The organism is Streptomyces sp. NPDC003247 (assembly GCF_042888135.1).
Classification (GTDB): domain Bacteria; phylum Actinomycetota; class Actinomycetes; order Streptomycetales; family Streptomycetaceae; genus Streptomyces.
In genome coordinates this window covers 70773-93764 of record NZ_JBIAPF010000021.1, presented here as the reverse complement: position 1 = coordinate 93764, position 22992 = coordinate 70773, and the positions used below count along the sequence as shown (strand labels likewise).

Here is a 22992-nt window from a genome sequence, read left to right as displayed (position 1 = left end):
CTGTCCGAGGCCATCGACGGCCTCGCCGCCGCCAGGGACGCGCTGGACCACCTCATCGAGGACAACCACGCGTACCTGGCACGGTCGGCGGACGATGAGGCGTGAACCAGGGGGCGTTCGGATCAGCGTGCGGACCAGAAAAAGATGCCTGCGATGTGGAGTCCGGCCAGGTAGATGGTCGCGGGTGAGGCGGCACGGACGCGGCGGCTCCGGCCGACGCGCTGCACGCCGTGGGGCGGAACACCCCCGCGTCGGCGGGGAGGACCATCGCCCGATCATCACGCACGGTGGTTACTCCGGAACACCCCGGCGTCGGCGGGGAGGACGGCCGCGCGCACTGGGGGTTCGAGTCGCCCTACGGAACACCCCCGCGTCGGCGGGGAGGACGGCCGGACCTGGGGGACGGCCGAGTTTCTGGACGGAACACCCCCGCATCGGCGGGGAGGACTAGCCGCGCCTCCGCCCCACACGTGCCCGCAGCGGAACACCCCCGCGTCGGCGGGGAGGACGCCCAGGCCCTGGTGGAGGCTGTCGACCTCGGCGGGACACCCCCGCGTCGGCGGGGAGGACAAGGACGGCGCCCTGTGACGACCGTCGACCAGCGGAACACCCCCGCGTCGGCGGGGAGGACGTGCCGAGCGACGACTCGACCGCCCCGGTGCGCGGAACACCCCCGCGTCGGCGGGGAGGACATCCGCGATCGGGCCTGCCTACCGCCCATCAACGGAACACCCCCGCGTCGGCGGGGAGGACGAAGCTCGGACATGAGCGGACCCCTCGTTCTACGGAACACCCCCGCGTCGGCGGGGAGGACACCAGTTCGCGGGCGGCGCGGTAGGCGTGGCGCGGAACACCCCCGCGTCGGCGGGGAGGACGCCAGCAAACCGGCTTCCTTGGCCCGGGACGGCGGAACACCCCCGCGTCGGCGGGGAGGACGCCCGGCACCGTTTCGGACGCGCCGGAGTTCGTGGAACACCCCCGCGTCGGCGGGGAGGACGGCACCACCACGGCCACCACGTCCGGCACCACCGGAACACCCCCGCGTCGGCGGGGAGGACCAGCAGGTGAGGCGAGAGGCGTACGCGGCGTTCGGAACACCCCCGCGTCGGCGGGGAGGACGCGCCCACCGCCGCCATCACCCGACTCGGGCTCGGAACACCCTCGCGTCGGCGGGGAGGACGCCGCAACCGCGCATGCGTCCGCGGCAGCCACCGGAACACCCCCGCGTCCGGAACACCCCCGCGTCGGCGGGGAGGACCGCCCCGGTTTGGCCTTCGGGGTGCCGTCCGCCGGAACACCCCCGCGTCGGCGGGGAGGACTTGGCTGCCAGCCGCTCGATCACCGCCCCGGACGGAACACCCCCGCGTCGGCGGGGAGGACTTCACGCCCTCGGCCTCGTACCCGAGCCACAGCGGAACACCCCCGCGTCGGCGGGGAGGACGTGCTGAGCGACATGGCGCAGGCCGACCCCGGCGGAACACCCCCGCGTCGGCGGGGAGGACGACAGATTGAGGGGGGTCCCATGGGGGTCCCGCGGAACACCCCCGCGTCGGCGGGGAGGACGGCGGTGTCTCCGTCCGCGCGGGCATCCGCGGCGGAACACCCCCGCGTCGGCGGGGAGGACGAGTTCACCCCGGACGACCGCCATGGGGTGGACGGAACACCCCCGCGTCGGCGGGGAGGACTGATGGCGACCGCCCACCTGCGTGGTGACCTGCGGAACACCCCCGCGTCGGCGGGGAGGACCCGGGCGTGCCGACTACTTCCCTGGGAGACCCCGGAACACCCCCGCGTCGGCGGGGAGGACCTGGTCGGCGCCGGATGCCTCGGCCCTGGTGGCGGAACACCCCCGCGTCGGCGGGGAGGACGCCGCGCTGCTCGTGGACCCTGATGCGTTCGGCGGAACACCCCCGCGTCGGCGGGGAGGACGAAGGCCTCTCCGCCCACTACGCCAACGCCGACGGAACACCCCCGCGTCGGCGGGGAGGACAGGCGTCGGGTCCTCGTAGTCGAACTCCAGGCCGGAACACCCCCGCGTCGGCGGGGAGGACCCGGAGGACTGCCGGTAGGCGTCCTGGTAGATCGGAACACCCCCGCGTCGGCGGGGAGGACCCCATGAGGGTGTCGGCGAGCTCGTCGAAGCTCGGAACACCCCCGCGTCGGCGGGGAGGACTGCTCCAGCTCGCGCCGGGTGCAGTTGCCGTACGGAACACCCCCGCGTCGGCGGGGAGGACGCGGACACGGTCCGCCGGGAGTGGGGCCGCTCCGGAACACCCCCGCGTCGGCGGGGAGGACCCTTTCTGACCTGCACTTTAAGATGGGGATTGCATTTCTTTTACCTTCGGTGCGGCGGTCATACGGATCAGGGTAAGGCCGTCGAAGTCGATGGGGACCCGTCGGCGGGTTCCTGCGGTTCGGATGGCGTAGCCCTGTTCTGTGGCGGCGGGGTGGACGAGGATGGCAGCGCCGTTGCCCACGGTCTCGGTGACGGCCTGCCAGAGTTCATCGCGGACGCGGGCCGAGACACTGCCGACGAAGATGCCGGGCACTACTTCGCTGGTCCATCGGCTGAGGGCGCCGCGCAGATGGTCGGGGACTGCGGTGGTGGCGATGACGACCATGGAGGGCATCAGTCGCCTCCTTGGGCGTAGTTGACGCCTGCTGGGAGGACTCCGGCTTTGGGGTCCCAGAGGTGGACCATCCGCACGTCATGCCGTTCGGAGTGTTCCTCGTCGAGGTTGTCATCGGTTGTGGTCGTAGGGGTGTGGGACGGGGTCAGCAGGGATTGGACGTCCTGGACTATGCGGGGCAGGAGGCGTAGGAGTCGGAGGTCTTCGCGGAAGCGGCGGCGGGCTTCTTGTTCGGGGTTGTCGGAGCTGTGGAGGGCGAATGCGAGGGGGAGTGTGATGTCGGCTTTGTAGAGGTCGGCGATGTCGTAGACGAAGGCGTGCTGGGTGCCGGTGTGGACGTAGCCGAGGGCCGGGGAGAGTCCGAGGGCGAGCAGGGCTGCGTGGACGATGCCGTACAGGCAGGTGTTGGCGGCGGACAGGGCGAGGTTGACGGGGTCCTGGGTGTCCCATTGGTCGGGTCGGTAGTTGCGGCGGAAGCGTCCGATGCCGTGCTGCTGCGCGAGGATCTTGTAGAAGGCTTTCATGCGCTGGCCTTCCATACCGCGGAGCTGGTCCAGGGTGACGGATGTGGGTACGTCGGCTTCCTTGAAGCGCATCCGGTACATGCGGACGGCGACCTCGAGGCGCCGTGCCGGGTCGGCCCATGTCGCGACCTGTTGTTCGAGCCAGTGGGTGGTGAGAGAGTCCGGGAGGATGCCCGCGTAGGCACGGATGCCGCCGGCTCCGACGCAGACGACGCTGGTGCCATGGCGGGCGAGGGTGGTCAGGGCCGGGGTGGTGATGGAGACGCCCGGGCCGAGGAGCAGGCAGGACAGGGCGGCGGTGGGGATGTATACGAGGTCGGTGCGGTGTTCGTCGGTCTGGATCTGCGCGCACACTCCGGTGTCGTCCTGCACCACGCGGACCATGTCGAGGTAGAGGAAGGACAGGGAGTCCGCGACGCGGGGGAGCATGGCAAGGGTGGGGGCGGCGAGGCGTCTGCGTGCGTCGCCGCCCCGTCGTGGCGCGCTCACGTGGTTCTCGCGGGTGCGAGGCTGAGCAGTCCCGCGCCGTAGGGTTTGCTGCGTCCGATGCCGTGCGTGACGGCGTCTCGGAGGGCGTCGGGGTCGGTGACGGTGGCGGTGCCGTCGTAGCGGAGCAGGCTGTGCCGCATGCGGGGGGCGTCTCGGCCGCGGGGGCGAACCGGCTCCATGCTGGTGGAGGTCAGGACGTTGAGGTCGAGGCCGGCTTCGGCGGCCCGGCGGAGCCACCACTGGTCGGCGTCGGCGCCGGAGAGCGGAACGATCCGGCCCCGCTTCCCCTTCTCCTGCAGGGAGAGCCGTTCCCGTTTGGCGGGGTTGACGACGATGCGGTAGCGGACCCCGAGTCCTTTGCGCAGTGCGGTGAACATCGGGGCGAGGCTCTTGACGTCGGCCTGGCCGTACCCGGTGGGCAGGAGTGTCGGGTCGAGCCTGGCGGCCTGGACGAGGAGGGTGCTGGAGGTGTCGGTCTCGTCCAGGCGGTACAGCAGCCCGGCCTGCTGCCGGGGGGCGTCGCCGAGGCCGTCGGGGACCATCCGCATGACGGTGCGGTGCATCTGGGTGGCGTCGCGCAGGTCCCGCTGCACGTCCCGGCTGTGCGGGTTGAGGCGGATGCGTGCGATCACCGGGTGGCCGTTCATGCGCTTTCCTCGAGGTGGGCGTAGTCGATCAGGCGCTGCATCAGGGTTTCCGGGGGTCCTGCGAGGGAGCGGGGCACCGGTTCCACGGTGCGGTGGAGGCGGCGGCCGGTGTGGCTGCGGCCGTGCTGGGCGAAGCTCACCGGCACATCGTTCACGTCGATGACGTCGACCGGTACGGGCGCTGCGGAACCGCTGGGGGGTGATGGCCGTTCCCGGAGGAATTCCACGGCGATCGTCCCGGTTTCCGGGCTGTCGCCGTCTTTCGCCTGGGGTGCGGTGCGGCTGAGCGGGACCCGGGTGCGGAGTTCTTCCTCGGGGTTGTCGGCGTGGCGGCGCAGGAGGAACGGCTCGTCGGGGACGCAGGAGCGGCGGCCCAGATAGGGCGCCCAGTGCGGGCGGCTCAGGGCAGCCGAGAGGCGCTCGACGGTCTCGTCGGTTGCGGTGACGGCGACGACGAACACCGCGTCGGACAGGTAGTGGCGGTGGGTGATGACGGCGGCGCCTTTGTTGCTGCCTCCGCTGGTGGCGGCGGTGCGGTCCTTGGGGAAGCCGCCGCCGACGGTGTGGTAGTCGACGAGGCGGACGCCCGGCCGGTCCACGCGCACGGTGAGCCGCAGGTCCTGGTAGCGGTCGAGGCCTGCCTCGTCGCGGCCGATTCCCTCGGCCGCGGCGAACATTCCGATCAGTGCGGAGCGGGTGGGGAAGGGCGCGGTGTCCCGCACCGGGGTGAACGCGGACCGTTCACCCCAGGATTGCAGGGGGCCGGCCAGGCGCAGCAGGAGCCCGCTCACTGCTGGGTCTCCACGGCGGCGTCGACGGCGGCGTCGATCAGCTGGTCGAAGGAGTCGTGTGCGGTGCCGAGTCCGGTGTACTTCTCGGCGGGGTTGATGACGGTGTGGCCGTGGAAGCGGCGGTTGCGGTTGCCGGTGAGGCGGTTGATGTTGCCGGCGTAGGCGTCGAGGGCCTGGCGGGAGGGCTGGGAGAAGCCGCCTTGCTGGTCGCCGGTGACGGGGGTCTCGAAGGCCGCGGCCAGGGAGAGCGGCCGGTGTTCCCGCACGGCGAGGTAGGTCAGGTCCGGGACGGTGTGCGGGGCGGTGCTGTTCTTTTTGGCCTGCGGGAGGGAGAGCAGGAAGTGCTCGGCGAAGGAGCTGAGTACGGTCCGGGCGGCCTTGACGTCGCCTTCCAGGTTGTTCAGCAGGTCGGCGACGTTGACGGTCGCGTACCGGTAGAAGACGCCGGCGCTGAACTCGGCGGTGTCGAGGTGACCGCTGCCGGTCTCGGCCTCGCCCAGCCAGTCGTCGACGGCGGTGAAGTAGTCACGCTGCGGCTCGGCGGCGTGCGTGGTGAACGCGTGGGCGACCTGGGCCGCCCCGTCCACGTTGGCGTCCGGGAGCTCGGCGAGCATGCGGCCCAGCAGACTGATGGAGGCGGTGCGCCGCTTGAGGATCGCCTCGATCTTCTCGGGTGGCAGTACCTGGCCGGGCTTCTTCTTGCCCTGGGCCGCCTGAAGGGCCTCTTGGTGCTCGGTGCACACTGCGGCCAGTTCGCCGATGGCCGCCTCTGGCAGGAACAGCAGGACCGAGGTGTGGCCGGCCGATTCGGTGCCGATGCCCTTCTTCCCGGCGCTCGCGGCGACCTGTGCTCCGGCGAATGCGGCGAGCTCGGTGGGCCAGCCGGTGTTCTCCAGGGCGTGCTGCACTTTCGCCGGCACCAGGCGGGTGCGGGCGGCCTTCTCCCCGAGGTCCTGCTCGACGCCGAGACGGATGACCCGCTTCCAGGACTGGCTGGAGACCCGGATGCGGGGTGCGTTGCCGTAGCGCACCTGCTTGGGGGAGCCGAGGTCGTCACGGTTGAGGTTGGCGGCGGGCACCGACTGCAGGGCGCTCAGGTCCAGGTAGAGAGTCATCGGTCGTTCTCCTCGGCGGAATCGGAGGGGGCGGGGTCGGTCGTGCCGCTGGCGGTGCGGAAGTAGCTCTCGAGCCAGCGGGTGGCGATGCGGTCGCGGCTGCGGTTCCACCAGGCGAGGTCCTCCAGGAGGACCGCCCAGTCGACCGTGATGCCGCCGCCCAGGAGCTGGCGGACGAGGGCGGGCAGGCCCGGGTGGACGGCGTCGCTGCTCTGCCGGGCCATCAGGTGAAGAGCGCTTTCGGCGGAGTTCTCCTTGAGGACGCCCGCGGTGACGGCCTGCCCGAGCGAGGCGCCCAGGTTGGGCCGCTCGTACCAGGAGACGGACACGCTCTCGTCGGGTGTGGTGTCGCGGGCGATGCGGGGACGTGCGGCGATCAGCGAGGCCGCCGCGTAGTACGCCCGCCGGACATCGGCATGGTGCTGGTCGTCGTGGTCGCGCAGCCACGGCACCAGGTAGCGGTGCATGTAGTTGCACCGCTCCACCGGCAGCCCGAGCCCGCGCCGCAGGGCGGCACGGGCCTGCTTGGACTCGCACAGGTGGTGCGTGTAGGCGACGAACCGGTCCGAGACACGGACGGTCGGGGAATTCGGCGGGGCAGACGCTGCCGGCACGGAATCGGTCATGAGGCATCCCTGATGCGGGGAAAGGGTGAGGTGAGGGAGCGCCGACAGCGTCGGCGTGGGGCGCGGCCGGGCGGGTTCAGTCGGATCCGGACGGCTGCAGCAGTGCGAGGAGGAGGCCGCGGGCGCGGTGACGGGCGCGCGCGACGCGGATGTCCGCACGGTTGGCCTGTCCGATGGCTTCGTCGAGAGCGGCAAGGGCTGCGTCGACGAACGGCTTGTCGACCCGGTCTGTGGTGCGGCCAGGCTCGGTGAGCTGCCAGAACTTCTTCTCCGCGGTCGGCCAGTAACGAGTCAGCGCGGCAGCAGCCCACGGGCCGGGTTTGCGGGCGTCCAGCTTGATTTTGGCTTTCGGTGACGGATCGGCACTGGTGTCGGTGGCGATCTTCCAGGCGATCCTCGCGGCGAAGTCCAGCCGGTCACCGGTCTTCTCGGCAGCTCCGTGGCAGTGCTTGACGTGATAGGCTATTGCCGCGTCGTTCTCCTCCTGCCACTGCAGGACCTGCGGACTCGTCGCCCGGAACCAGACGCTGTCCTTCTGCTGACCGTCCTGGTCGAAGCCGTAGGCGCGCACCCGCAGCCGTGACAGCAGCGGTCGGGGCAGGTGCTCGAGGGCCGGGGGGCGCCGGGCGTCCTGACGGCTGTCCTTCAGCAGCAGCGAGTCCAGGTCCCGCCACAGGGCCCTGGCCCCGTCGGCCTCCCGCGGCTGGAAGTCCCCGTCCTTGCGCCGGTCGAGGATCTGGTAGGGGTCGCGCACCTTGTGCGGCGGCTCGTGGGTCGACCAGGTGATGTAGGCGTCGGTCACCGTCCGGCCGTCCTCGGACGGCACGAGCAGCGCGGCATGACGGAACCGGCCGGTCAGCATCCGGCCCGGCCACGTGACCGGCGGCAGAGGTTCCAGGGGGGCGTTGAGGTCCTCTTCCCACGGGCAAGCGTCCTGCGCCTCCCCGTCGGTCTCGGTCTGAGGGATCGGCACGGCCAGCACCAGCGTGGTGAACAGGTCGGGCCCCCATGGAAAGTAGGAGACGGACTTGCGCAGCGGGGCCGCGTCACTGCTGCCTGTCCGCGCATCGGTGATCCGGCGGGGTGTGCACTGCCCGGACGGCCCGTAGTACAACTGCGCGATCAGATGCCAGGCAGCTTCGGCGGCCGGCACCGGCACGGGTGCGGTGTCGGTGAAATGCCCGAACAGCACCGCCCCGTTGACTCCTGTGGGGCGGCCCATCACGAGCTTGTTCACCCCGGACGTGTTCGGCGCTCCCTTCCCGTCCACGCACTCCGCACGCAGCCGCGGGTCCTGGAGGAAGGGCCGCGCGGGATGGAACAGGTCGAACCGGCCCGCCAGGTCCTCCCGGTCGAAGTGGGCGTCCACCGCGTGCGGATCGAACCGGCCGGCCTTCCAGACACGCTCCCGCAGACCGAACCAGTCGTCGATGTCCTCCGCAACGTCCGGATCGTCGAGCCGGTCACCGCCATCGGCAGCGATCCTCGCCGCGATCGGCGCCAGAATCCGCAGCAAGCCCGCCGCCGCCGGCGGCACGGGGATCTCCAGGTCCTCGATCTCGTGCGCCCGCTGAAATAACTCACGCAACCCCACACACGCCGGCTGCCCGGTCAGCAGACGCACAGGAATCCACGGCTCGACCCGCAGGTCGAATCCCCCACTCACGGTCATCCCCTCCAACAGCCTGGGTCCCATGACGCACGGGCACGGCAAAGCCCCTCCCCCAGCAGCCCTGCACTGACGTCGTCCCGGCATTCAAGCAGCCACCACCGACAATGCGCCCGGACCTGCGAACTTCTGAGTCAAAGGCAGGCAGTGACTGGTATCAGCGGCGAACCAGACCACAGTCCGTGTCCAGACGAAGAGTCGCGCCGCCGACCTTCACCGCCTGCCCACTCCCGCCCTGCACGGGAAGGCGGAGAACACGCAGTTCTCCGAGCATCGGGTGCTCCGTCCACGACTTCGGCGGGGCGACAGTGTCGGGATCTGCTCCCTTGAGCCAGTCGCCGCGGACCGCAATGGTGCGGCGCATCACCTCCCGCACGGACGAGACCGGCATCTTCCCGTCCGACGCGACCTGGGGAAGCAGTTGCTCACCCCCCGGGTCCAGGGTCACCCGGCCGTCCTCCTGTACATACGCGCACAGCAGACGCACCGATTCGGCGCCGAGCCGGGTGGACACCTCCCACTCGTCCTCGTCACCGGGAAGGCCGTGCAGGTCATGCAGCGCGGAAACGCTCCGCGCCCGCGGGACGGCGAGAAGACCGGCCACGCTGCGCTCCGCCATCTCCTGGCCCTTGTGCACCGTCCAGGCTTTCGCCTCGCTGCCGCCCGGACTGTTCCAGTCGAAGTCCTCGCTGTCCCCGTGGACAGCTTCGACCAGATCCTGCACGTCGTCCGGGATGGAAATGGTCCCGCCCTCGATGCCGGCAAGAATCCGGGAGGTGGTGGCGAGGAGGTGCTCGGAATACACCTCGCCCCACTGCTTCGGCGTCGTCCCGCCGCCCGCGATCGGGTCGAGCACCACAAGACACGGCCCGCTCGCCCAGGCCGGGCGCCCGCGTCCGTCGGGATATCCGTGCCGGGCCCAGTGGTCCTCGTGCCGCCAGCACCGTCCGGCCCGCTGCAGCAGCAGGGCCAGAGGAGCGAGGTCGCTGATGACAATGTCGGCATCAAGATCAAGCGACTGCTCGACGACCTGAGTGGCGACGACGATCCGGCGCAGCGGACGCGGCCCTGAGCGGCCCAGCCCTTCGGTGACCTCCCGTGTGCGGGCCTCACGTACGTCGCCGGGGAAACGGGCGTGCAGCAATTGCACGCTTCCGCCCTGCTCGTGTGAACGCTTGTCGAACCGCTCGCGGAGCCTCAAGTAGGTGTCCTGCGCGTCTCCTACGGTGTTGCACACCACCAGGGCGGTGCCTCCCTCCCCCTCGCTCACCGGCTGCAGGACCCGTTCGATCACCGCCAGCCGGGCCCGGGCCCCGCCATCACAGCCGTGGACGACCGGTTCCACCACGACACCGAGCTCCATGTGCCGCGCACGCGCCTGCTCATGCTGTCGGGCGGGCGAGATCTGCGTCGCCCGGCCGCTCTGCCCGTCCACGTACAGCCACCCGGGGTAGGGCGCCGGGAACGTCCGTCCGCTCAGGGCGCGCTTGTTGTGACCGGCGCCCTGCAGGTACTCCTTGATCAGCCGGTCGCTGACCGATGCCGGCAGCGTCGCCGACAACAGGACGACCGGCACGCCGTACGCCCCGAGCCAGTTCAGCAACCGGCCCAGTAGCACCTGCATGTACGGGTCATAAGCGTGGGCCTCGTCAACGATGAACGTCTTCCCCGACAGGGCCAGCAAGCGCAGCGCATTGTGCCGCACCGGCAAAACCGCCATCAGGGCCTGGTCGATCGTACCGACCGCGAACTGCGCGAGCAGGGGCCGCTTCGCTCCGCGCAGCCACCGCTGCGGCCGCATGTCGGCCTCCGCCCGCCGGCTCCCCTCCCCGACCTCGTCACCATCGCAGGTCAACACGTTCTGCGCATCCAGATCCTCGTCGGAGTACGCGCTGTTCAGCCAAGCCATGCTGTGGACCAGCGTCAGCCCGGCCTCCTCGCCGGACTGACGCAGCAACGCCTGCGCAACCCGCCCGTGCATCTGGTCGCTGGTGGCCATCGTCGGCAGCAAAAACGCGTACCCCTGCGTGCCGAAGGCCTCGGACAGAACCCGCTCGGCCTCCAGAGCCGTCTCGCTCTTGCCATCCCCCGGAGCCGCGGTGACGAGGAAAACGCCGCCGCGCTGCCCCTCGCCCACCGCCGCCCGCAGCTCGTCCATCACGGACCGCTGCAACGGATTCGGCTCACCCTGAATGCCGTACGCCTCCGCGAACCCCTTGCGCTGCAGCCGCACCCAGGCCAACCCGGCCTGGGTCAGCAGGCGGGGAGCGTCCTTCTGAGATTGCTTGAAATGATCCGCCAGCGCCGGCTCGAGACCCCGCTGCCGCTCCCGGAGGTAGTCCTCCTGGCTGACCAGCCAGTCCGCAAGAATGACCACCCCCGTCACCAGCACCGCGGCCGACGCCTTGAACACTCCAGGCGCCTGTGGTGCTCCCAGCGACTCATACACCTCGGCCGCATGCGCAGTCCTCTGCCGTGCCCAGGCAGCCCCGCCGAGAAATGCCGGAGCGATACCGTCCTCGATGCGGTGGAAGCGTCCGTGATGACCGCCGATGACCTCGGCCAGCCGCTCTGCGACCCTCAGCTCTCCGTCGGCAGCGAAGCCCAGGTCCGCCAGCACATCCTTCGCACCCTGCAGGCCGGCCACGTCATGCCCGAACCGCTCCCCGCTCATCTTCATGCGGTCGCCGGCCAGCTCCGCGCTGAGGTACTGGCTGCCGTGCCGGGAGCAGAACTGGAACCCTGACAACTTGCCGATGTCATGCAGACCGGCACACAGCCCGACGACCGCCCTCGCGCGTTCCAGCTCGCCCGCCAGCCCCATCCCGTCCGCGATCCGTACACGCTGGTTCTCAGACAGGTAGGCATCCCACAGGTGCAGCGCCATCGCCGCAGCGTCCAGGAGGTGCCGGATCAGCGGATACGGCGGCAGTCCCCCATCCAAACCTCTCGACTTCCCCCACACCGACTCATCCGGCGCTTCCCACTTCCCCGGCATCCCAGCCCCCTCACCCCAGCTAGCGGGCCACACCCCGCCACCGGAACGGGCATTCAACCACTGCCCACCGACAGCAGTGCAGCTGTCCAGCCCCGATAAGGTGACAACGTGCAGCCTCAGCCACCACGACGCGAAGCTCCCTCGAACGCAAAGAAAAAGCAAAGCCTCTCCTGAGCCCCAGGTCAGGAAGAGTCCTCCCCGCCGACGCGGGGGTGTTCCGGTCACGGTGGTGACGAGGACCGCCACGGCCGAGTCCTCCCCGCCGACGCGGGGGTGTTCCGCCCGCCACCCCGGCGCTGCTGGTCTCGTTCGGGTCCTCCCCGCCGACGCGGGGGTGTTCCGCTCGACCTGCGCTACTGGGCGCGGCGGGATGTGTCCTCCCCGCCGACGCGGGGGTGTTCCGCCGAGCATCGGAAGGATCCGATCCGCCAACGCGTCCTCCCCGCCGACGCGGGGGTGTTCCGCCCCGGACTGGGCGCTGAAGGAGGTGGCCGACGTCCTCCCCGCCGACGCGGGGGTGTTCCGAGGCTCCAGGCCCTGGAAACCGCCCGCTTCATGTCCTCCCCGCCGACGCGGGGGTGTTCCACCCGCAGGTGGCAGGGCCGCCGCATCCTCAACGTCCTCCCCGCCGACGCGGGGGTGTTCCGAACCGCTGTACGAACGCGCGGACTTCCTCGTCGTCCTCCCCGCCGACGCGGGGGTGTTCCGCCGTCCGTGCTCGTTCTCCAGGGCCGCCTTGGGTCCTCCCCGCCGACGCGGGGGTGTTCCGCTTGGCGATTCCCGCGCCCTCCGGGTCGGTCGGTCCTCCCCGCCGACGCGGGGGTGTTCCGTGCGCGCGTCCGGAGTGCTTGCCGTCGTAGAGGTCCTCCCCGCCGACGCGGGGGTGTTCCGTTGGATGGTGCGAACTGGTTTGCATGTCGCCCGTCCTCCCCGCCGACGCGGGGGTGTTCCGCAGTTCCGCGAGGTCGTGTTCCCGGGCATCGTGTCCTCCCCGCCGACGCGGGGGGTGTTCCGTCGATGTACGGCTTGATGATGTAGTCCCACAGGTCCTCCCCGCCGACGCGGGGGTGTTCCGAGAAGGAGAGCAGCTGATGCCCAGGCAGCTTCGTCCTCCCCGCCGACGCGGGGGTGTTCCGCCGGGATCATCCTCGAGGCCATCGCCGCCAAGGTCCTCCCCGCCGACGCGGGGGTGTTCCGCGTCCGAAGGGCGGCTCTGGGTGACGGGCTTTGTCCTCCCCGCCGACGCGGGGGTGTTCCGTTCACTGCGGCGTTCCCGGTGTCGGGGACGATGTCCTCCCCGCCGACGCGGGGGTGTTCCGGCGGACGGCTTCCACCGGCCGTCCAGGCGCACGTCCTCCCCGCCGACGCGGGGGTGTTCCGAAGACCTGCTCCTGGGTGAGGCCGGCCGCTTGGTCCTCCCCGCCGACGCGGGGGTGTTCCGTTGACGGCGAGGTGGGACACCAGGTTCGGCAGGTCCTCCCCGCCGACGCGGGGGTGTTCCGCGGGCCCCGGAGCCGATGGTCCCCGGACAGCTGTCCTCCCCGCCGACGCGGGGGTGTTCCGGACCGCACATGGATCGCCCCGTCGTCCACCGCGTTCTCCCCGCCGACGCGGGGGTGTTCCGCAGTGCAGGAGCATCGAGCCGACGACCTTCGTGTTCTCCCCGCCGACGCGGGGGTGTTCCGGCAGAGGGCGCGCTGGGCGTCGCAGAGCCTGCGTCCTCCCCGCCGACGCGGGGGTGATCCGGCCGTCGAGATCACCGTCAAGGCCCGGCTCACGTCCTCCCCGCCGACGCGGGGGTGTTCCGATGCTTACGACGGCGAGCACGATCTTGACGATGTCCTCCCCGCCGACGCGGGGGTGTTCCGCCGACCTGCTTGCCCACGAAGAAGTTGTCCCCGTCCTCCCCGCCGACGCGGGGGTGGTCCGAGGCCCGCACACCGGCCGCACAGCGGGACCGCGTCCTCCCCACCGACGCGGGGGTGTCCCAGTCGGCGAGCTCGTCGACGAGCACCTCGCCAAGTCTTCCCCGCCGACGCGGGGGTGTTCCACGATCCCGCCCGATGTACGACCGCCCCACCCCGTCCTCCCCGCCCACCCGGGGGTGTTCCCTGTGACAACAAGGTCGCCTACAACCGGCTCGCGTGCTCCCCGCCGACGCGGGGGTGTTCCGATCGAGTACATCTCGACCGACACCACGGTGTGGTCCTCCTCGCCGACGCGGGGGCGTTCCGCCTGCTGGGCGTACCCCGAGTGGACGCCGTGGGTCCTCCCGCCGACGCGGGGGTATTCCGGGGGTGCGGGTGATCGTGCAGGGCCGGCTGAAGTCTTCCCCGCCGACGTGGGGATGTTCCGCCCATGGCCTTGGCCAGCGCGACCCAGCCGTTGTCCTCCCCGCCGACGCGGGGGGCCCGAGGCGGCCCACCCCTCCGCCGAGCGGCTCGGCGTCCTCCCTGCCGACTTGGGGGTGTCCAGCGTGATGTGCCGTCTGCTCCTGGTTCTCGTGCCATCCTCCGCGGTCAAGCGTGGATAGTCAGCGCCCAGGGTAAACAGGATGTTCTCCTCCGGGGGCATACGAGGCCAGCCAGCCGTCCGCGGCGGTACTTCGCGTCGTCGGCACAAGTCGGCTAGGCACTGCTGCAGTACACGGCAGGTTTGTTGACGGCCCGTGAGTTGTTCGCCACTGCATCCGAAGTGGGTTTGATGGAGCCGTTACGGCCGTACGAGCTGTGTACCTAGTAAAGTTCGGCCCCATGAGCATCCCAAGCCCACGAGGGGAGCGAGAGAAGCTAATTACAGCCCTCACTCCCCAGTTGCGTAGACACCTGAAAATCCGCGCCTTCGAGCACGGAATGGACATCCAGGACGCGACCGAGCACGCGATCAGTGCCTGGTACTCAGCGGACGGCCTGCCGGAGGTCAAGACCGACGGCGCGAAGACGTGGGGCACGTTCCTCCCTGTCGGTGAGCCGGACAGGTTCAAGGCGGCCTGCTCCGACCGCGGGGTCACCTATGTTCAGGGGCTGGCGCAGGCCCTCACCCTGTGGCTCGACAATCACCCCTCCCCCACTGCTCCGTTGGCGGCTCAGCCGGTGGTGCGGGTGATAGTGGCCAACCAGAAGGGCGGTGTGGGCAAGACGTTCCTGTCCTCCGGCATTGCCCAGGCGCTCGCGGAGGCCGGCCACCGCGTCCTGCTGGTCGACTACGACCCGCAGGGCCACCTCACGGCAGAGCTGGGCTTCGAGGACCTCATGTACGAGGACGATGTCGAGACCCTGATGATGCACATGGACGGCACTGCACGGGGCGACATACACGATCTGCTGGTGGCTCTGGACGGCGAACGGTTCGGCGATCGGCTCCATCTACTGCCCGCATCCGACGACGCATTCCTGCGGGACGTCGCCCTGTCCAAGGTGAGCTTCAGCGAGGCCGCTTTGGAGCGGGCACTGGAGCCGCTCGAAGCGGACTACGACGTGATCATCATCGACGGCCCACCCAGCCTGGGCCTGAACATGGACACCGCCCTGTACTACGTCCGCCGCCGTGATGGGGAGCTCGCTGACCGGTCCGGGGTGATCACGCCGGTCTGGGCGAACAAGGCCTCGCACCGGGCGTTCCGGCTCCTCAGCCGTCAGATGGACGACCTGTGCAAGAAGGGCAGGATCCAGGTCGATTACATCGGTCTGATCATCAACGCGTACGACAGCCGCCGCGGCAAGCTCGTGAAGCAGAACAAGGACGAGTGGGAGAAGAGCAGTTCCCCGCCCGTCCTGGCTGTGATCGGTGATCTGAAGGAAGGCCGGGAGGCCGCGGACGGTGAGATCCCGTTGCTGGAGTACGCACCGGACAGTGAGCACGCGCAGGTGATGCGCGATCTGGCGAAGGAGCTTGCCGTATGACGCCCCCTCAGCAGCGGGTCACCCGCGGGTTCAGCATGGGGGAGGAGGGTGAGGCCGGTGAGAAGAGGGAGCCGCGGCGGATCCGAACCCGTCAGCAGATCATGAACGGTGAGGGCAAGCGCCCTCCCGCCAAGGTGGAGCTCAGACTGCTCGCGGGAAATCCGTTCAATCCGCGTGACGAGCTCACGGAGATCGAAGAGACGGCGGAGTCGCTGCGTGCCAAGGGGCAGATCCAGCCTGTCACCGTGGTGCGTCGCGCAGCCTTCTTGGGTGCTTACCCCGGCCAGGAAGACAAGCTCGGTGAGGAAGCCGAGTACGTCGTCGTCGACGGCAACCGGCGCCTGGCTGCTGCTCAGCTCGCCGGTCTTGTCGAGCTGCGGATAGACGTCAACGACGATCTCGCCGCGACTGCGGCGGACATCCTGGAGTCCGCCTTGATCGCCAACATCCACCGCGTGGACGTCCCGCCCATGGATCAGGCAAACGCGATCCAGGACCTCGTGAAGGTCCACGGTTCGCAGGGCGCGGTGGCGAGGAGGCTGGGGAAGACGGCGGCGTGGGTGTCTCAGCGCATGGCCCTGTTGGAACTCACGCCCGACCTTCAGAGGCAAGTTGAAACGGGCGAGCTGAAGGTCGAGCCGGCTCGCCGGATCGGTCGGCTTCCCAAGAACGAGCAGGCTGGGGAGGCGCAGAAGGCCATCGAGGCCGCCAAAGCCCCCCGTCAGCGGCGTCCCAAACCCGCCAAGGGGGAGGCGAGCGACACCTCCGCCATTAACGGCGTTAACACCTCAGAGGGGCCAGCGGCATCTGGCATCCCTGCGGCACCTGCCGTTAACGGCGTTAATACCCCGGAGAGCCCTTCGGTGTCTGGCTCTCTTGCGGCGCCGGGCGTTAACGGCGTTAATACCCTGGAGGTTGCGGCGCCCGAGCTGCCAGCCCAGAACGATGGAGGCCAGCCGCGTCGGCTGCCGTACGACGACGCCTTTTCCGTCGTCACCCACCTGCACCTGAAGATGGACCCGGCGGTCTTCGCGGACGGCGCACGCATCTGGCTCAGGATCCTGCGTGAACAGCATCCCGACAGCTACAGCGCACTGCTGCAGGAGCTGACCGGACAGGAGCAGCAGTCGGCCTGACTGCCCGCCGGCCGGAGCGCAACGCAAAAAAGGCCCGCGCTCCCTGCGTGATGCGCAGGGAGCGCGGGCCTTTGCTGTCCTGTCTCAATGAAGTTAGTCGTCCACTCCTGCGCTGACCTGCGTGGACTGGATTGGGTGCGACGCGGGGACTTGGTTCGTTGAGACAAATCTCGGCTCGCTAAAGCAGCTGCGCGTTCCGATGCTGGTCGCCCGCCTGCTCCAGGGCGGCCTCGTAGGCGTGCAGGGCGGTGATGACTGTGGCGCGTTCCGCGGGGGCGAGACCGCGCATGACGCATTCCCAGGCGGAGGCGCTGCCAGAAAGCCATTCGCCGATCGGTGCGGCGTAGGCGGGGGCGATGGCGATGATGCGGCGGCGGCGGTCGGCGGGATCGGCAGTGCGCTGCAGGACGCCCGGCCGTGACAGCTCGCTGACCATGAGGCTGACGGTCGTCGGGGCCACCTCCAGCCGGGCGGCCAGCTCGTTGATGCTGGTGGGGCCGTCGTACTCCAGGTGGGCCAGCAGTGCGAGGTGTCGCGGTGCCAGGTCCAGACCCTGGAGCGCCGGAGGTATGGGCAGGCGCTTGGCGCGGCCCACGAGCCGTGGCATGAGCAACAGCAGGGTGCGGACGGCCTCATTGACGGCTGGACCGTCCGATTCCGTGGACATCAACGACCTCTTCCAGATACCTTTAAAGACAAAGACTTTGGATTCAAAGGGAACGAGGTCCACTATGCCGCATCTGACCGTCCACCTTCCAGAGAACAGGCTGACCGGGAACGAACCCATGCTCGTCGCCGCACTGACCGACGCGATCGTCGGCGTCTATGGCGAATGGGCCCGCGACCTCGTAAGCGTCCGCCTGACCGGAGCCCCCGCAGGCCGTTTCGCGCAGGGTGGCAAGGCCGTGGACACGAATGCCTCGGTGATCTTGGGCGTCCGCGCCGGCGTCTTCGACCGCCCCGACGCCGCCCAGATCACCGCGCGCCTCGGCACCGCGCTCACCGAAGCGATCACGCGTGTCCTCGGCGATGACCTCCGCGCCGGCACCATGGTCGAACTCGTGGCGTCACCGCCGGAACGTACCTTCGTCGGCGGCGCCCCCGCCGCGTGATCCACCCCAGCCGGTACAGCCATCCAGCACCCCCAGCACGCTCAACCGCGCGACTGGGGGTTCGCTGAGGCAGAAGCCCGAACGACTCGGTTCGTTGAGAAAACGACTCGATTGAGTGAGACAGGACATTTGCCGTGCAGCTTGGGGGCGGAGTGTCAGCGGCGTCGGCGACGATGAACGTCGACGTTGTTACTTCTTGCCCTTCAAGACGCGGGGCAGATGGGCGTGGAGATGCCGGACGCTGACCGGGATGCCGCGCTCCAGGAGACGCAGGGCGAGCAGTTCGACCAGTGCGCATGCCCGGTGCTTCCCGCCGGCGCACCCGATCGCGATGCGGCGGGGTCCGGCGGGGAGCAGGGCGTAGGCGGTGAGGTTGTCGAGCAGCTCGGGGACGCCGGGGGTGGCGAGGACGACGGCCTGGACGTCGGGGTGGCGGCCGTCCAGGTCGAGGATGTTGCGGGCGGCGGCGGGGTCGCGCAGGCGCTCGCGGACGTCCTCGGTGCGGTCGGCGGTGGGCGGTGCGGGTTGTCCGTCGGTGCCGGTCGGCTGGTGGAGGTAGCCGAACGAGGTCAGCTCGATGGGGGTCGGTGGCACGGGTTTCCCTTCGTGGTGCCGGTAGGCGCCGGGGCGGCCGGACTCGAGGTCGACGGCCGCCCCGGGCGTTCACTGGGTGGTGGAGGTGTTCGTGTTGGTCGTCGCCGGCTGGGCAGCGCTCGTCTCGAGTTCGGCGTGGCGCTGCTGGACGTATTCGGTGGCCTGGCCGTCGGACAGCAGCGTCTTGATCAGGTCGGTTTGGTAGTGCATGCCGACGCTGACGCCCTTGTGGAAGCGGCAGGAGTCCTGGGCTTCGGCGCAGGCCAGGCAGTCCTCCCAGCTCTGTTCGTCGTACGGGGCGGTCTCCGGGCCGGGGAGCTGCGGCGCGGCTGGGCCGTTGGGGTCGGGGAAGAGGTAGGTGCGGGTGAACAGGTCCTCGCGCCAGGTGGGCGGCAGCCCGGTGAGGAAGGCGGCCAGGGCCTGGGCGATGACGGGGTAGTGGTCGTACAGCGATGCCCACAGCCGTTTGGCCTCGGTGTCCGGGTCGGTCCTCGTGTTCAGCCAGTCGGCCTCCCGCGCGTAGTCGCGCATCTTGTCGCGCCGTTCCTTCCAGTGGCTGGTGTCGATCCCGGCCTGGATGGCCGCGCTCAGGACCCGGGTGTCGTTGAGGAAGTCCGGGTCCATCTGGCGGTGGGCGAGGTCTTCGGCTGCGGCCGGGTCGCGGTCTGCGAGGGCGGCCAGGGCCTGGTCGGTGAGGAGTGCCGTGCGCTGCGTCCAGAAGTCCGCGTTGGCGTAGGCGGCGCTCAGCAGCCGGGTGCGCAGGCGGGTGAGGGCTGTGGTGGTGTCCGTCATGAGGGCTCTTTCAGTGAGTGGGCGGGCTCTGCGGGGCTGGGCGTGTGCTCAGACGGTGGTGATGGGGTGGTGCTGCGGGGGTGGCCGGAGTCGGTGTCGACGGCCGCCCCCGCAGGTATGGGGGCGTTCCCGGCCGGGCGGGCCGCGGGGTCAGCGGGCGGCGAGGGCGGCGCGGTGCTCCTGGCGGTGCTCGGTGGCCGCGGGCGCGGCAAGCTGCTTGATGTGGTGGGGCCCGCCGACGTCGCCGTGCTCGGAGCAGACGACGGCGTATGCGGTCCTGCCGGTGCAGCCGGAGGCGGGGTCGCGGGGCTTGCCGGAGGGCTTTACCGCGTGATCGCAGGGGCTGTTGTCGGCGTGGCGGGGTTCGACGCGGATGGTGATGCGGGCCATGGGGTGCTGCTCCTTGTCGCAGACGGGGGAGCGCCGCGCCCGGCCGGGAAGGCGGGGCCGCGGCGCTCGGGGTGGTGGTGCTAGTGGGTGGTGCTGGTGACCACGAGGAACTGGTCGCTGGGCAGGTCCATCACGACTTGGGCGTCCGACCTGCCTTGGGCGCGCTGGGCGGCGGCGTACTCTTCCGCCGGCCAGGAGCCGCGGGGGCCTCCGGCGGGGAACCGCTCCAGGACGTTGCGCTGTGGCTGGGTGGGCTTCAAGGTCGCCTCCCTTCGGGCTTGGCTGGTGGTCACGGGTCGGTGTCTTCGGGGGCGGGGACGTCGCCGAACATGTCGTCCATCGCCTGCGTGACGGCGGGCCGGTGTTCGGGCCGGGTGGCGTTGAGGACCGCGTTGGTGAGGCCGATCAGGTCGATGTCCTCGAACAGCTCGGTCAGGTCTGCGATGGTCTCCGGGGCCAGGTCGACGCCGTCGGGGCGTTCGCTGTCGAGGTAGCAGCTCATGGCGTCGACGTAGTCGGCGAGCCGGTGGGCCATGGCGGGGGTGACGTCGAAGCTGTGGCAGTGTTCCAGGCCCGAGCCGAGGGCTCCTGTCGGGCTGATGTGGATACGGATGCTCTGTCCGGGACCGGGGGTGGCCTGTCCGAAGCCGGTGAGCGCTTCGGCGAGAGCCGCGATGGCACTGTTGCGGTCCGTGTGCGCGTCTGTCGCGGTCGCGGTGTCTGTGTCATCCCGGTCCGCGTCCAGTAACGGCGCTTGCCAGAGCACTTCGAGCGTTTCGGCGTGCAGCCGGATGACCCCGTCGGCGGTGTCCGGGAGCGTGAGGTGGCCGATGACGCGCAGCAGGTCGCCGGGCTGGTGCTCGGTGAGCAGGGCGTGCGCGATCTCCGGCTCCATGGTGGTGCAGGGAATGACCGCTTCTTCCACCAGGTGGTCGGTGCCGGCGGAGCAGTTCAGACGCCAGGCGGCGGAGCCTTCACGGTCGCCGGGTTCGGGTTCGGCGGCCAGGTAGCCTTCCAGCGCGAGCGGGATGGCGTCCATCAGATCGCCTCTGCCAGGTTGGTGGTGCGGTGGGCGGCGTCGTAGGCGTCCATGACGGCCTTGGCCGGGTTGCCTCGGTCGGCGACCTGGTGGCCGTTGGCGCGCGCCCACGTGCGGATCGCGGCGAGCTGCTCCTTGCTGAGCTTGCCGTTGAGGGCCGGGACGGCGACGGCGGCCTTGGTGGTGGTCTTGCCGGTCCTGGCCTGCCGGAGTTCCTCCCTGGCTCGGGCGAGTTCGCGTTCCAGCCGGTCGACCCGGCCTTCTGCTTCGGTGACGGCGTGCTCGGTGTCGCGCCTGCTGGCGAGTTCGGCCAGGGCTGTGCGGGCCCTGGCGGCGAGGGCCTGCACGGCCTTCGCGGTGTGCTGCTCGCCCCAGGCGAGCAGCGTCTCGATCTCTGTCCCGGGGGCCGGCTTGCGCATGCCGGACGTCTCGGGCTCGGGGGAGTCCGCGCCTTGCGCAGGGGTGCCGTCCCTTCCCGGGGCGATGCCGGTTTCCGGTGCGGGCTCCGCCTCTGCCTTTGTGACGGCGTCGGCGAGTTCGGTGTCGGACAGTCCGAGCGTGGCGCGGACGTGGTCGGGGTTGTCGCCGCGGTTGAGCATGTCGGCGGCGACGGCCGCGTAGGCGTTGGTGCTGGGGGCCTGGGTGGTCACGAGTTCTCCGGCGGTGGCGGTGTCGGGAAGGAGGGGGAGGAGCGCGGTGAGGGTGTCCTCGTCGGCGGGCACCCCGAGGGCGTCCAGGAGGTGGGCGAGGTCGTCCTTGTCGCGGGCGTTGCGTGCGGTGACGCGGCACGCGGCGGCGAGCTGCTGCTCGGTGCTGGGCTCGAGCGGGAGGGATTCGGCTTCGAGGGCCTGGGTCCAGTCGGTGAACACGGCGCCTCCTACGTGCGCTGGGCGAGCACCAGGAGCTCGCGGTTGTGCTGCTGCTGGTCGGCGGTGAGCGGCCGGGGCTTCGCCGTGCCGCGCCGCCGCCAGTTCGGGTGAGCCGGGGGCTCGGGATAGGCGAGGGCGTGGTCGACGTCCTGCTGTGGGGTACTGCTCATGGAGGTCCTCCAGGTGGAGGTCAGGCGTGGTCGTCGCCTTGGCCCTTGGACTTGGGCTTCGGCTGGATGTCGGAGGCGAACCGCCCGAGGCGGGCCTCAACGGGGTTGGCGGTGATCCAGTCCTCAGCGCACGCCTTGTGCACGGGCTCCCCGGAGTGGGAGCGCATGGGCGTGGGCTGGCCGCACAGCGTGCAGGGGAGGTCCTGCCAGCGGTCGAAGTGCTGGCTGTCGCGCCATCCGAGAAGCTCGCCGGGAGCCGGGATCAGGCCCGGCTCGAACGGCGGCTTCTCCTTCTTGCGTCCCGGGCGGGTCACGGCCGGAAGGCGGGCAGCTGCTGGAAAACCTGCGTCAGCAGGTCCGGCGTCGGCTTCCAGGCCGGAAGCGCGCCCGTGGCGGGCACGGGGAGGGCGAGCTCCTGGACGTCGGCGAGGACCAGGTGGTGCGCGCCGCGCTCCGCCCAGGGGCTGGTGCACCGCTCCGGCCCTTGGTCCAAGTGGCAGCCGGTGAGGCGGGCGACGCCGATGACCGCGCCCAAGGGCAGTTCGCGGCCGCGGATCGTGGTGGCGACCAGCGGGTCGCGCAGCACGGCGGGCTCCGGCTTCTTCTTTCCGGCGTGGATCAAGACCCAGCCTTGCCACGACCAGGGGACGGGTCGGTTTTCCGGGCTCTTCCCGGCGAGGATGCAGGTCGCCCAGGGCTGGCGGATCGTGATGCCGCGGATCCAGTCGCCCTCGGGCAGGGGTGCGACGCTCATGCGGCTCGCCCCCACAGGCTCGTGCCCGGGCGGCCGGCCCGGCGCCCGTTGACGGACGGCAGCGTGGCGTGCGCGGCAGTGGCGACGATCGCGCGGCCGGAGTGCTTGCCCTCGTAGAGGGCGGCGTCGGCGGCCCTCTGCAGCAGGGACAGGTCGCGGGTGCTGATCACGTCGGGGGTCGCGGCGCCGACCGATGCGGCCACGTCGACGGTGCGGCCGTCGTCCAGGACGACGGGGGTGTGCAGCATGCGGACCAGCTGCGCGAGGCGCTGCTCCAGTCGGCCAGCGGGTAGCTCCAGGACGACGGCGAACTCGTCACCGCCGAGGCGGCCGACGGCGGCGCGCGGGCCCGCCCACGCGGTGAGCCGGGCGCCGAACGCGGCGAGCACGGCGTCCCCGGCCGGGTGCCCGAAGCCGTCGTTCACGGCCTTGAAGTGGTCGGCGTCGACCATGACCACGGCCACGCCGTCACCGTGCCGGGACAGGAGCCGGCGGGCGCGAGCGGTGTAGACGTCGCGGCGCATCAGGCCGGTCAGCGGGTCGCGGCGGGTGGCGGCGAGCTGCTTGTGCAGCGTGACGGCGTGGAGCGCCCAGCCGGTCAACGGCACGGCGGCGGTCGTAAGTAAGAGGGTGCGCTGGCCGATCCGGCCCTGAACGCGCAGGAGGGACGACATACTTGGGTTCTCCGTCTCGTCTCGTACGGGATGGTTGGGCCCGGGACAGCCGTCAAGCCGGGCAAGCAGAG

The 22992-nt window shown here is 70.6% G+C and carries 22 protein-coding genes and 2 CRISPR repeat arrays; of the genes, 3 read left to right on the top strand and 19 right to left on the bottom strand.

Translation table 11 applies throughout. From position 1 onward, the window contains the following. Positions 1-236: 236 nt before the first annotated feature. Positions 237-2295: direct repeats of the CRISPR family, unit length 29 nt; unit sequence CGGAACACCCCCGCGTCGGCGGGGAGGAC. Positions 2296-2312: 17 nt separating this feature from the next. From cas2e to cas3, 8 genes are all read right to left on the bottom strand, one after another. Next, a complete protein-coding gene (gene cas2e / locus ACFYWQ_RS41540) occupies positions 2313-2630 on the bottom strand; it encodes a type I-E CRISPR-associated endoribonuclease Cas2e (RefSeq protein ID WP_389525404.1) in 318 nt (105 codons plus the stop codon). Further along, positions 2630-3583 (bottom strand): type I-E CRISPR-associated endonuclease Cas1e, encoded by a 954-nt coding sequence (gene cas1e, locus ACFYWQ_RS41535; protein ID WP_389525415.1) that lies wholly within the window; start codon positions 3581-3583, stop codon positions 2630-2632. Before cas1e ends, cas2e begins: the two co-directional genes overlap by 1 nt. A 56-nt stretch (positions 3584-3639) precedes the next feature. Further along, complete coding sequence (cas6e, locus tag ACFYWQ_RS41530; protein ID WP_389525401.1) at positions 3640-4290, bottom strand: type I-E CRISPR-associated protein Cas6/Cse3/CasE; 651 nt, start codon at positions 4288-4290, stop codon at positions 3640-3642. After that, the gene (gene cas5e, locus ACFYWQ_RS41525; protein ID WP_389525399.1) at positions 4287-5081 is read right to left on the bottom strand and encodes a type I-E CRISPR-associated protein Cas5/CasD; all 795 of its coding nucleotides are present in this window, start codon (positions 5079-5081) and stop codon (positions 4287-4289) included. The genes cas6e and cas5e overlap by 4 nt, the downstream gene beginning before the upstream one ends. Further along, entirely contained in the window at positions 5078-6196 is a 1119-nt protein-coding gene (gene cas7e, locus ACFYWQ_RS41520; protein WP_389525396.1) for a type I-E CRISPR-associated protein Cas7/Cse4/CasC, read from the bottom strand. The genes cas5e and cas7e overlap by 4 nt, the downstream gene beginning before the upstream one ends. Then, positions 6193-6822: a type I-E CRISPR-associated protein Cse2/CasB gene (gene casB / locus ACFYWQ_RS41515; protein WP_389525393.1), complete on the bottom strand. Its 630-nt coding sequence runs from the start codon at positions 6820-6822 to the stop codon at positions 6193-6195. Before casB ends, cas7e begins: the two co-directional genes overlap by 4 nt. Before the next feature lie 76 nt (positions 6823-6898). After that, positions 6899-8494, bottom strand: coding sequence for a type I-E CRISPR-associated protein Cse1/CasA (casA, locus tag ACFYWQ_RS41510; RefSeq protein WP_389525390.1), 1596 nt, complete (start codon positions 8492-8494; stop codon positions 6899-6901). Positions 8495-8648: 154 nt separating this feature from the next. Then, on the bottom strand, positions 8649-11489 hold the full coding sequence (gene cas3 / locus ACFYWQ_RS41505) for a CRISPR-associated helicase Cas3' (RefSeq protein WP_389525388.1): 2841 nt from the start codon (positions 11487-11489) through the stop codon (positions 8649-8651). A 191-nt stretch (positions 11490-11680) separates the two neighbouring features. Continuing rightward, positions 11681-13957: a CRISPR direct-repeat array (repeat unit 19 nt; unit sequence CTCCCCGCCGACGCGGGGG). Positions 13958-14242: 285 nt separating this feature from the next. Here cas3 and ACFYWQ_RS41500 point away from each other — a divergent pair. Then, positions 14243-15391: a ParA family protein gene (locus ACFYWQ_RS41500; RefSeq protein WP_389525386.1), complete on the top strand. Its 1149-nt coding sequence runs from the start codon at positions 14243-14245 to the stop codon at positions 15389-15391. Continuing rightward, positions 15388-16527, top strand: coding sequence for a ParB/RepB/Spo0J family partition protein (locus ACFYWQ_RS41495; RefSeq protein ID WP_389525383.1), 1140 nt, complete (start codon positions 15388-15390; stop codon positions 16525-16527). Before ACFYWQ_RS41500 ends, ACFYWQ_RS41495 begins: the two co-directional genes overlap by 4 nt. 178 nt (positions 16528-16705) lie before the next feature. On the opposite strand, the gene ACFYWQ_RS41490 is transcribed toward ACFYWQ_RS41495, so the two are convergent. Next, positions 16706-17194 (bottom strand): MarR family winged helix-turn-helix transcriptional regulator, encoded by a 489-nt coding sequence (locus ACFYWQ_RS41490; protein ID WP_389525380.1) that lies wholly within the window; start codon positions 17192-17194, stop codon positions 16706-16708. Here ACFYWQ_RS41490 and ACFYWQ_RS41485 point away from each other — a divergent pair. Continuing rightward, a complete protein-coding gene (locus ACFYWQ_RS41485) occupies positions 17187-17639 on the top strand; it encodes a 4-oxalocrotonate tautomerase family protein (protein WP_389525377.1) in 453 nt (150 codons plus the stop codon). The genes ACFYWQ_RS41490 and ACFYWQ_RS41485 overlap by 8 nt on opposite strands. Before the next feature lie 189 nt (positions 17640-17828). Here ACFYWQ_RS41485 and ACFYWQ_RS41480 read toward each other — a convergent pair whose 3' ends face one another. The 10 genes from ACFYWQ_RS41480 to ACFYWQ_RS41435 form a co-directional block, all read right to left on the bottom strand. Further along, on the bottom strand, positions 17829-18233 hold the full coding sequence (locus ACFYWQ_RS41480; protein WP_389525375.1) for a hypothetical protein: 405 nt from the start codon (positions 18231-18233) through the stop codon (positions 17829-17831). 69 nt (positions 18234-18302) lie between these two features. After that, positions 18303-19025, bottom strand: coding sequence for a hypothetical protein (locus ACFYWQ_RS41475; RefSeq protein ID WP_389525373.1), 723 nt, complete (start codon positions 19023-19025; stop codon positions 18303-18305). A 150-nt stretch (positions 19026-19175) separates the two neighbouring features. Further along, positions 19176-19415: a hypothetical protein gene (locus tag ACFYWQ_RS41470; RefSeq protein ID WP_389525370.1), complete on the bottom strand. Its 240-nt coding sequence runs from the start codon at positions 19413-19415 to the stop codon at positions 19176-19178. An 80-nt stretch (positions 19416-19495) separates the two neighbouring features. Then, positions 19496-19675 (bottom strand): hypothetical protein, encoded by a 180-nt coding sequence (locus ACFYWQ_RS41465; protein ID WP_389525367.1) that lies wholly within the window; start codon positions 19673-19675, stop codon positions 19496-19498. A 29-nt stretch (positions 19676-19704) separates the two neighbouring features. Further along, positions 19705-20454, bottom strand: coding sequence for a hypothetical protein (locus ACFYWQ_RS41460; protein ID WP_389525364.1), 750 nt, complete (start codon positions 20452-20454; stop codon positions 19705-19707). Next, positions 20454-21323, bottom strand: coding sequence for a histone-like nucleoid-structuring protein Lsr2 (locus ACFYWQ_RS41455; RefSeq protein ID WP_389525361.1), 870 nt, complete (start codon positions 21321-21323; stop codon positions 20454-20456). Before ACFYWQ_RS41455 ends, ACFYWQ_RS41460 begins: the two co-directional genes overlap by 1 nt. Positions 21324-21331: 8 nt before the next feature. Then, positions 21332-21493: a hypothetical protein gene (locus ACFYWQ_RS41450; RefSeq protein ID WP_389525358.1), complete on the bottom strand. Its 162-nt coding sequence runs from the start codon at positions 21491-21493 to the stop codon at positions 21332-21334. 20 nt (positions 21494-21513) lie between these two features. After that, positions 21514-21807, bottom strand: a complete 294-nt coding sequence (locus tag ACFYWQ_RS41445) for a hypothetical protein (RefSeq protein WP_389525355.1) — start codon at positions 21805-21807, stop codon at positions 21514-21516. Further along, a complete protein-coding gene (locus tag ACFYWQ_RS41440) occupies positions 21804-22247 on the bottom strand; it encodes a hypothetical protein (protein ID WP_389525352.1) in 444 nt (147 codons plus the stop codon). The genes ACFYWQ_RS41445 and ACFYWQ_RS41440 overlap by 4 nt, the downstream gene beginning before the upstream one ends. Continuing rightward, positions 22244-22921, bottom strand: coding sequence for a GGDEF domain-containing protein (locus ACFYWQ_RS41435; RefSeq protein ID WP_389525349.1), 678 nt, complete (start codon positions 22919-22921; stop codon positions 22244-22246). Before ACFYWQ_RS41435 ends, ACFYWQ_RS41440 begins: the two co-directional genes overlap by 4 nt. Between the last annotated feature and the right edge of the window lie 71 nt (positions 22922-22992).

Bases quoted from the DNA above. Each gene is read 5' to 3' on its own strand.
- cas2e (WP_389525404.1), bottom strand. From the start codon at position 2,630: ATGCCCTCCATGGTCGTCATCGCCACCACCGCAGTCCCCGACCATCTG.
- cas1e (WP_389525415.1), bottom strand. From the start codon at position 3,583: ATGCTCCCCCGCGTCGCGGACTCCCTGTCCTTCCTCTACCTCGACATG.
- cas6e (WP_389525401.1), bottom strand. From the start codon at position 4,290: ATGAACGGCCACCCGGTGATCGCACGCATCCGCCTCAACCCGCACAGC.
- cas7e (WP_389525396.1), bottom strand. From the start codon at position 6,196: ATGACTCTCTACCTGGACCTGAGCGCCCTGCAGTCGGTGCCCGCCGCC.
- casB (WP_389525393.1), bottom strand. From the start codon at position 6,822: ATGACCGATTCCGTGCCGGCAGCGTCTGCCCCGCCGAATTCCCCGACC.
- casA (WP_389525390.1), bottom strand. From the start codon at position 8,494: ATGACCGTGAGTGGGGGATTCGACCTGCGGGTCGAGCCGTGGATTCCT.
- cas3 (WP_389525388.1), bottom strand. From the start codon at position 11,489: ATGCCGGGGAAGTGGGAAGCGCCGGATGAGTCGGTGTGGGGGAAGTCG.
- ACFYWQ_RS41500 (WP_389525386.1), top strand. From the start codon at position 14,243: ATGAGCATCCCAAGCCCACGAGGGGAGCGAGAGAAGCTAATTACAGCC.
- ACFYWQ_RS41495 (WP_389525383.1), top strand. From the start codon at position 15,388: ATGACGCCCCCTCAGCAGCGGGTCACCCGCGGGTTCAGCATGGGGGAG.
- ACFYWQ_RS41490 (WP_389525380.1), bottom strand. From the start codon at position 17,194: ATGTCCACGGAATCGGACGGTCCAGCCGTCAATGAGGCCGTCCGCACC.
- ACFYWQ_RS41475 (WP_389525373.1), bottom strand. From the start codon at position 19,025: ATGACGGACACCACCACAGCCCTCACCCGCCTGCGCACCCGGCTGCTG.
- ACFYWQ_RS41470 (WP_389525370.1), bottom strand. From the start codon at position 19,415: ATGGCCCGCATCACCATCCGCGTCGAACCCCGCCACGCCGACAACAGC.
- ACFYWQ_RS41460 (WP_389525364.1), bottom strand. From the start codon at position 20,454: ATGGACGCCATCCCGCTCGCGCTGGAAGGCTACCTGGCCGCCGAACCC.
- ACFYWQ_RS41450 (WP_389525358.1), bottom strand. From the start codon at position 21,493: ATGAGCAGTACCCCACAGCAGGACGTCGACCACGCCCTCGCCTATCCC.
- ACFYWQ_RS41440 (WP_389525352.1), bottom strand. From the start codon at position 22,247: ATGAGCGTCGCACCCCTGCCCGAGGGCGACTGGATCCGCGGCATCACG.
- ACFYWQ_RS41435 (WP_389525349.1), bottom strand. From the start codon at position 22,921: ATGTCGTCCCTCCTGCGCGTTCAGGGCCGGATCGGCCAGCGCACCCTC.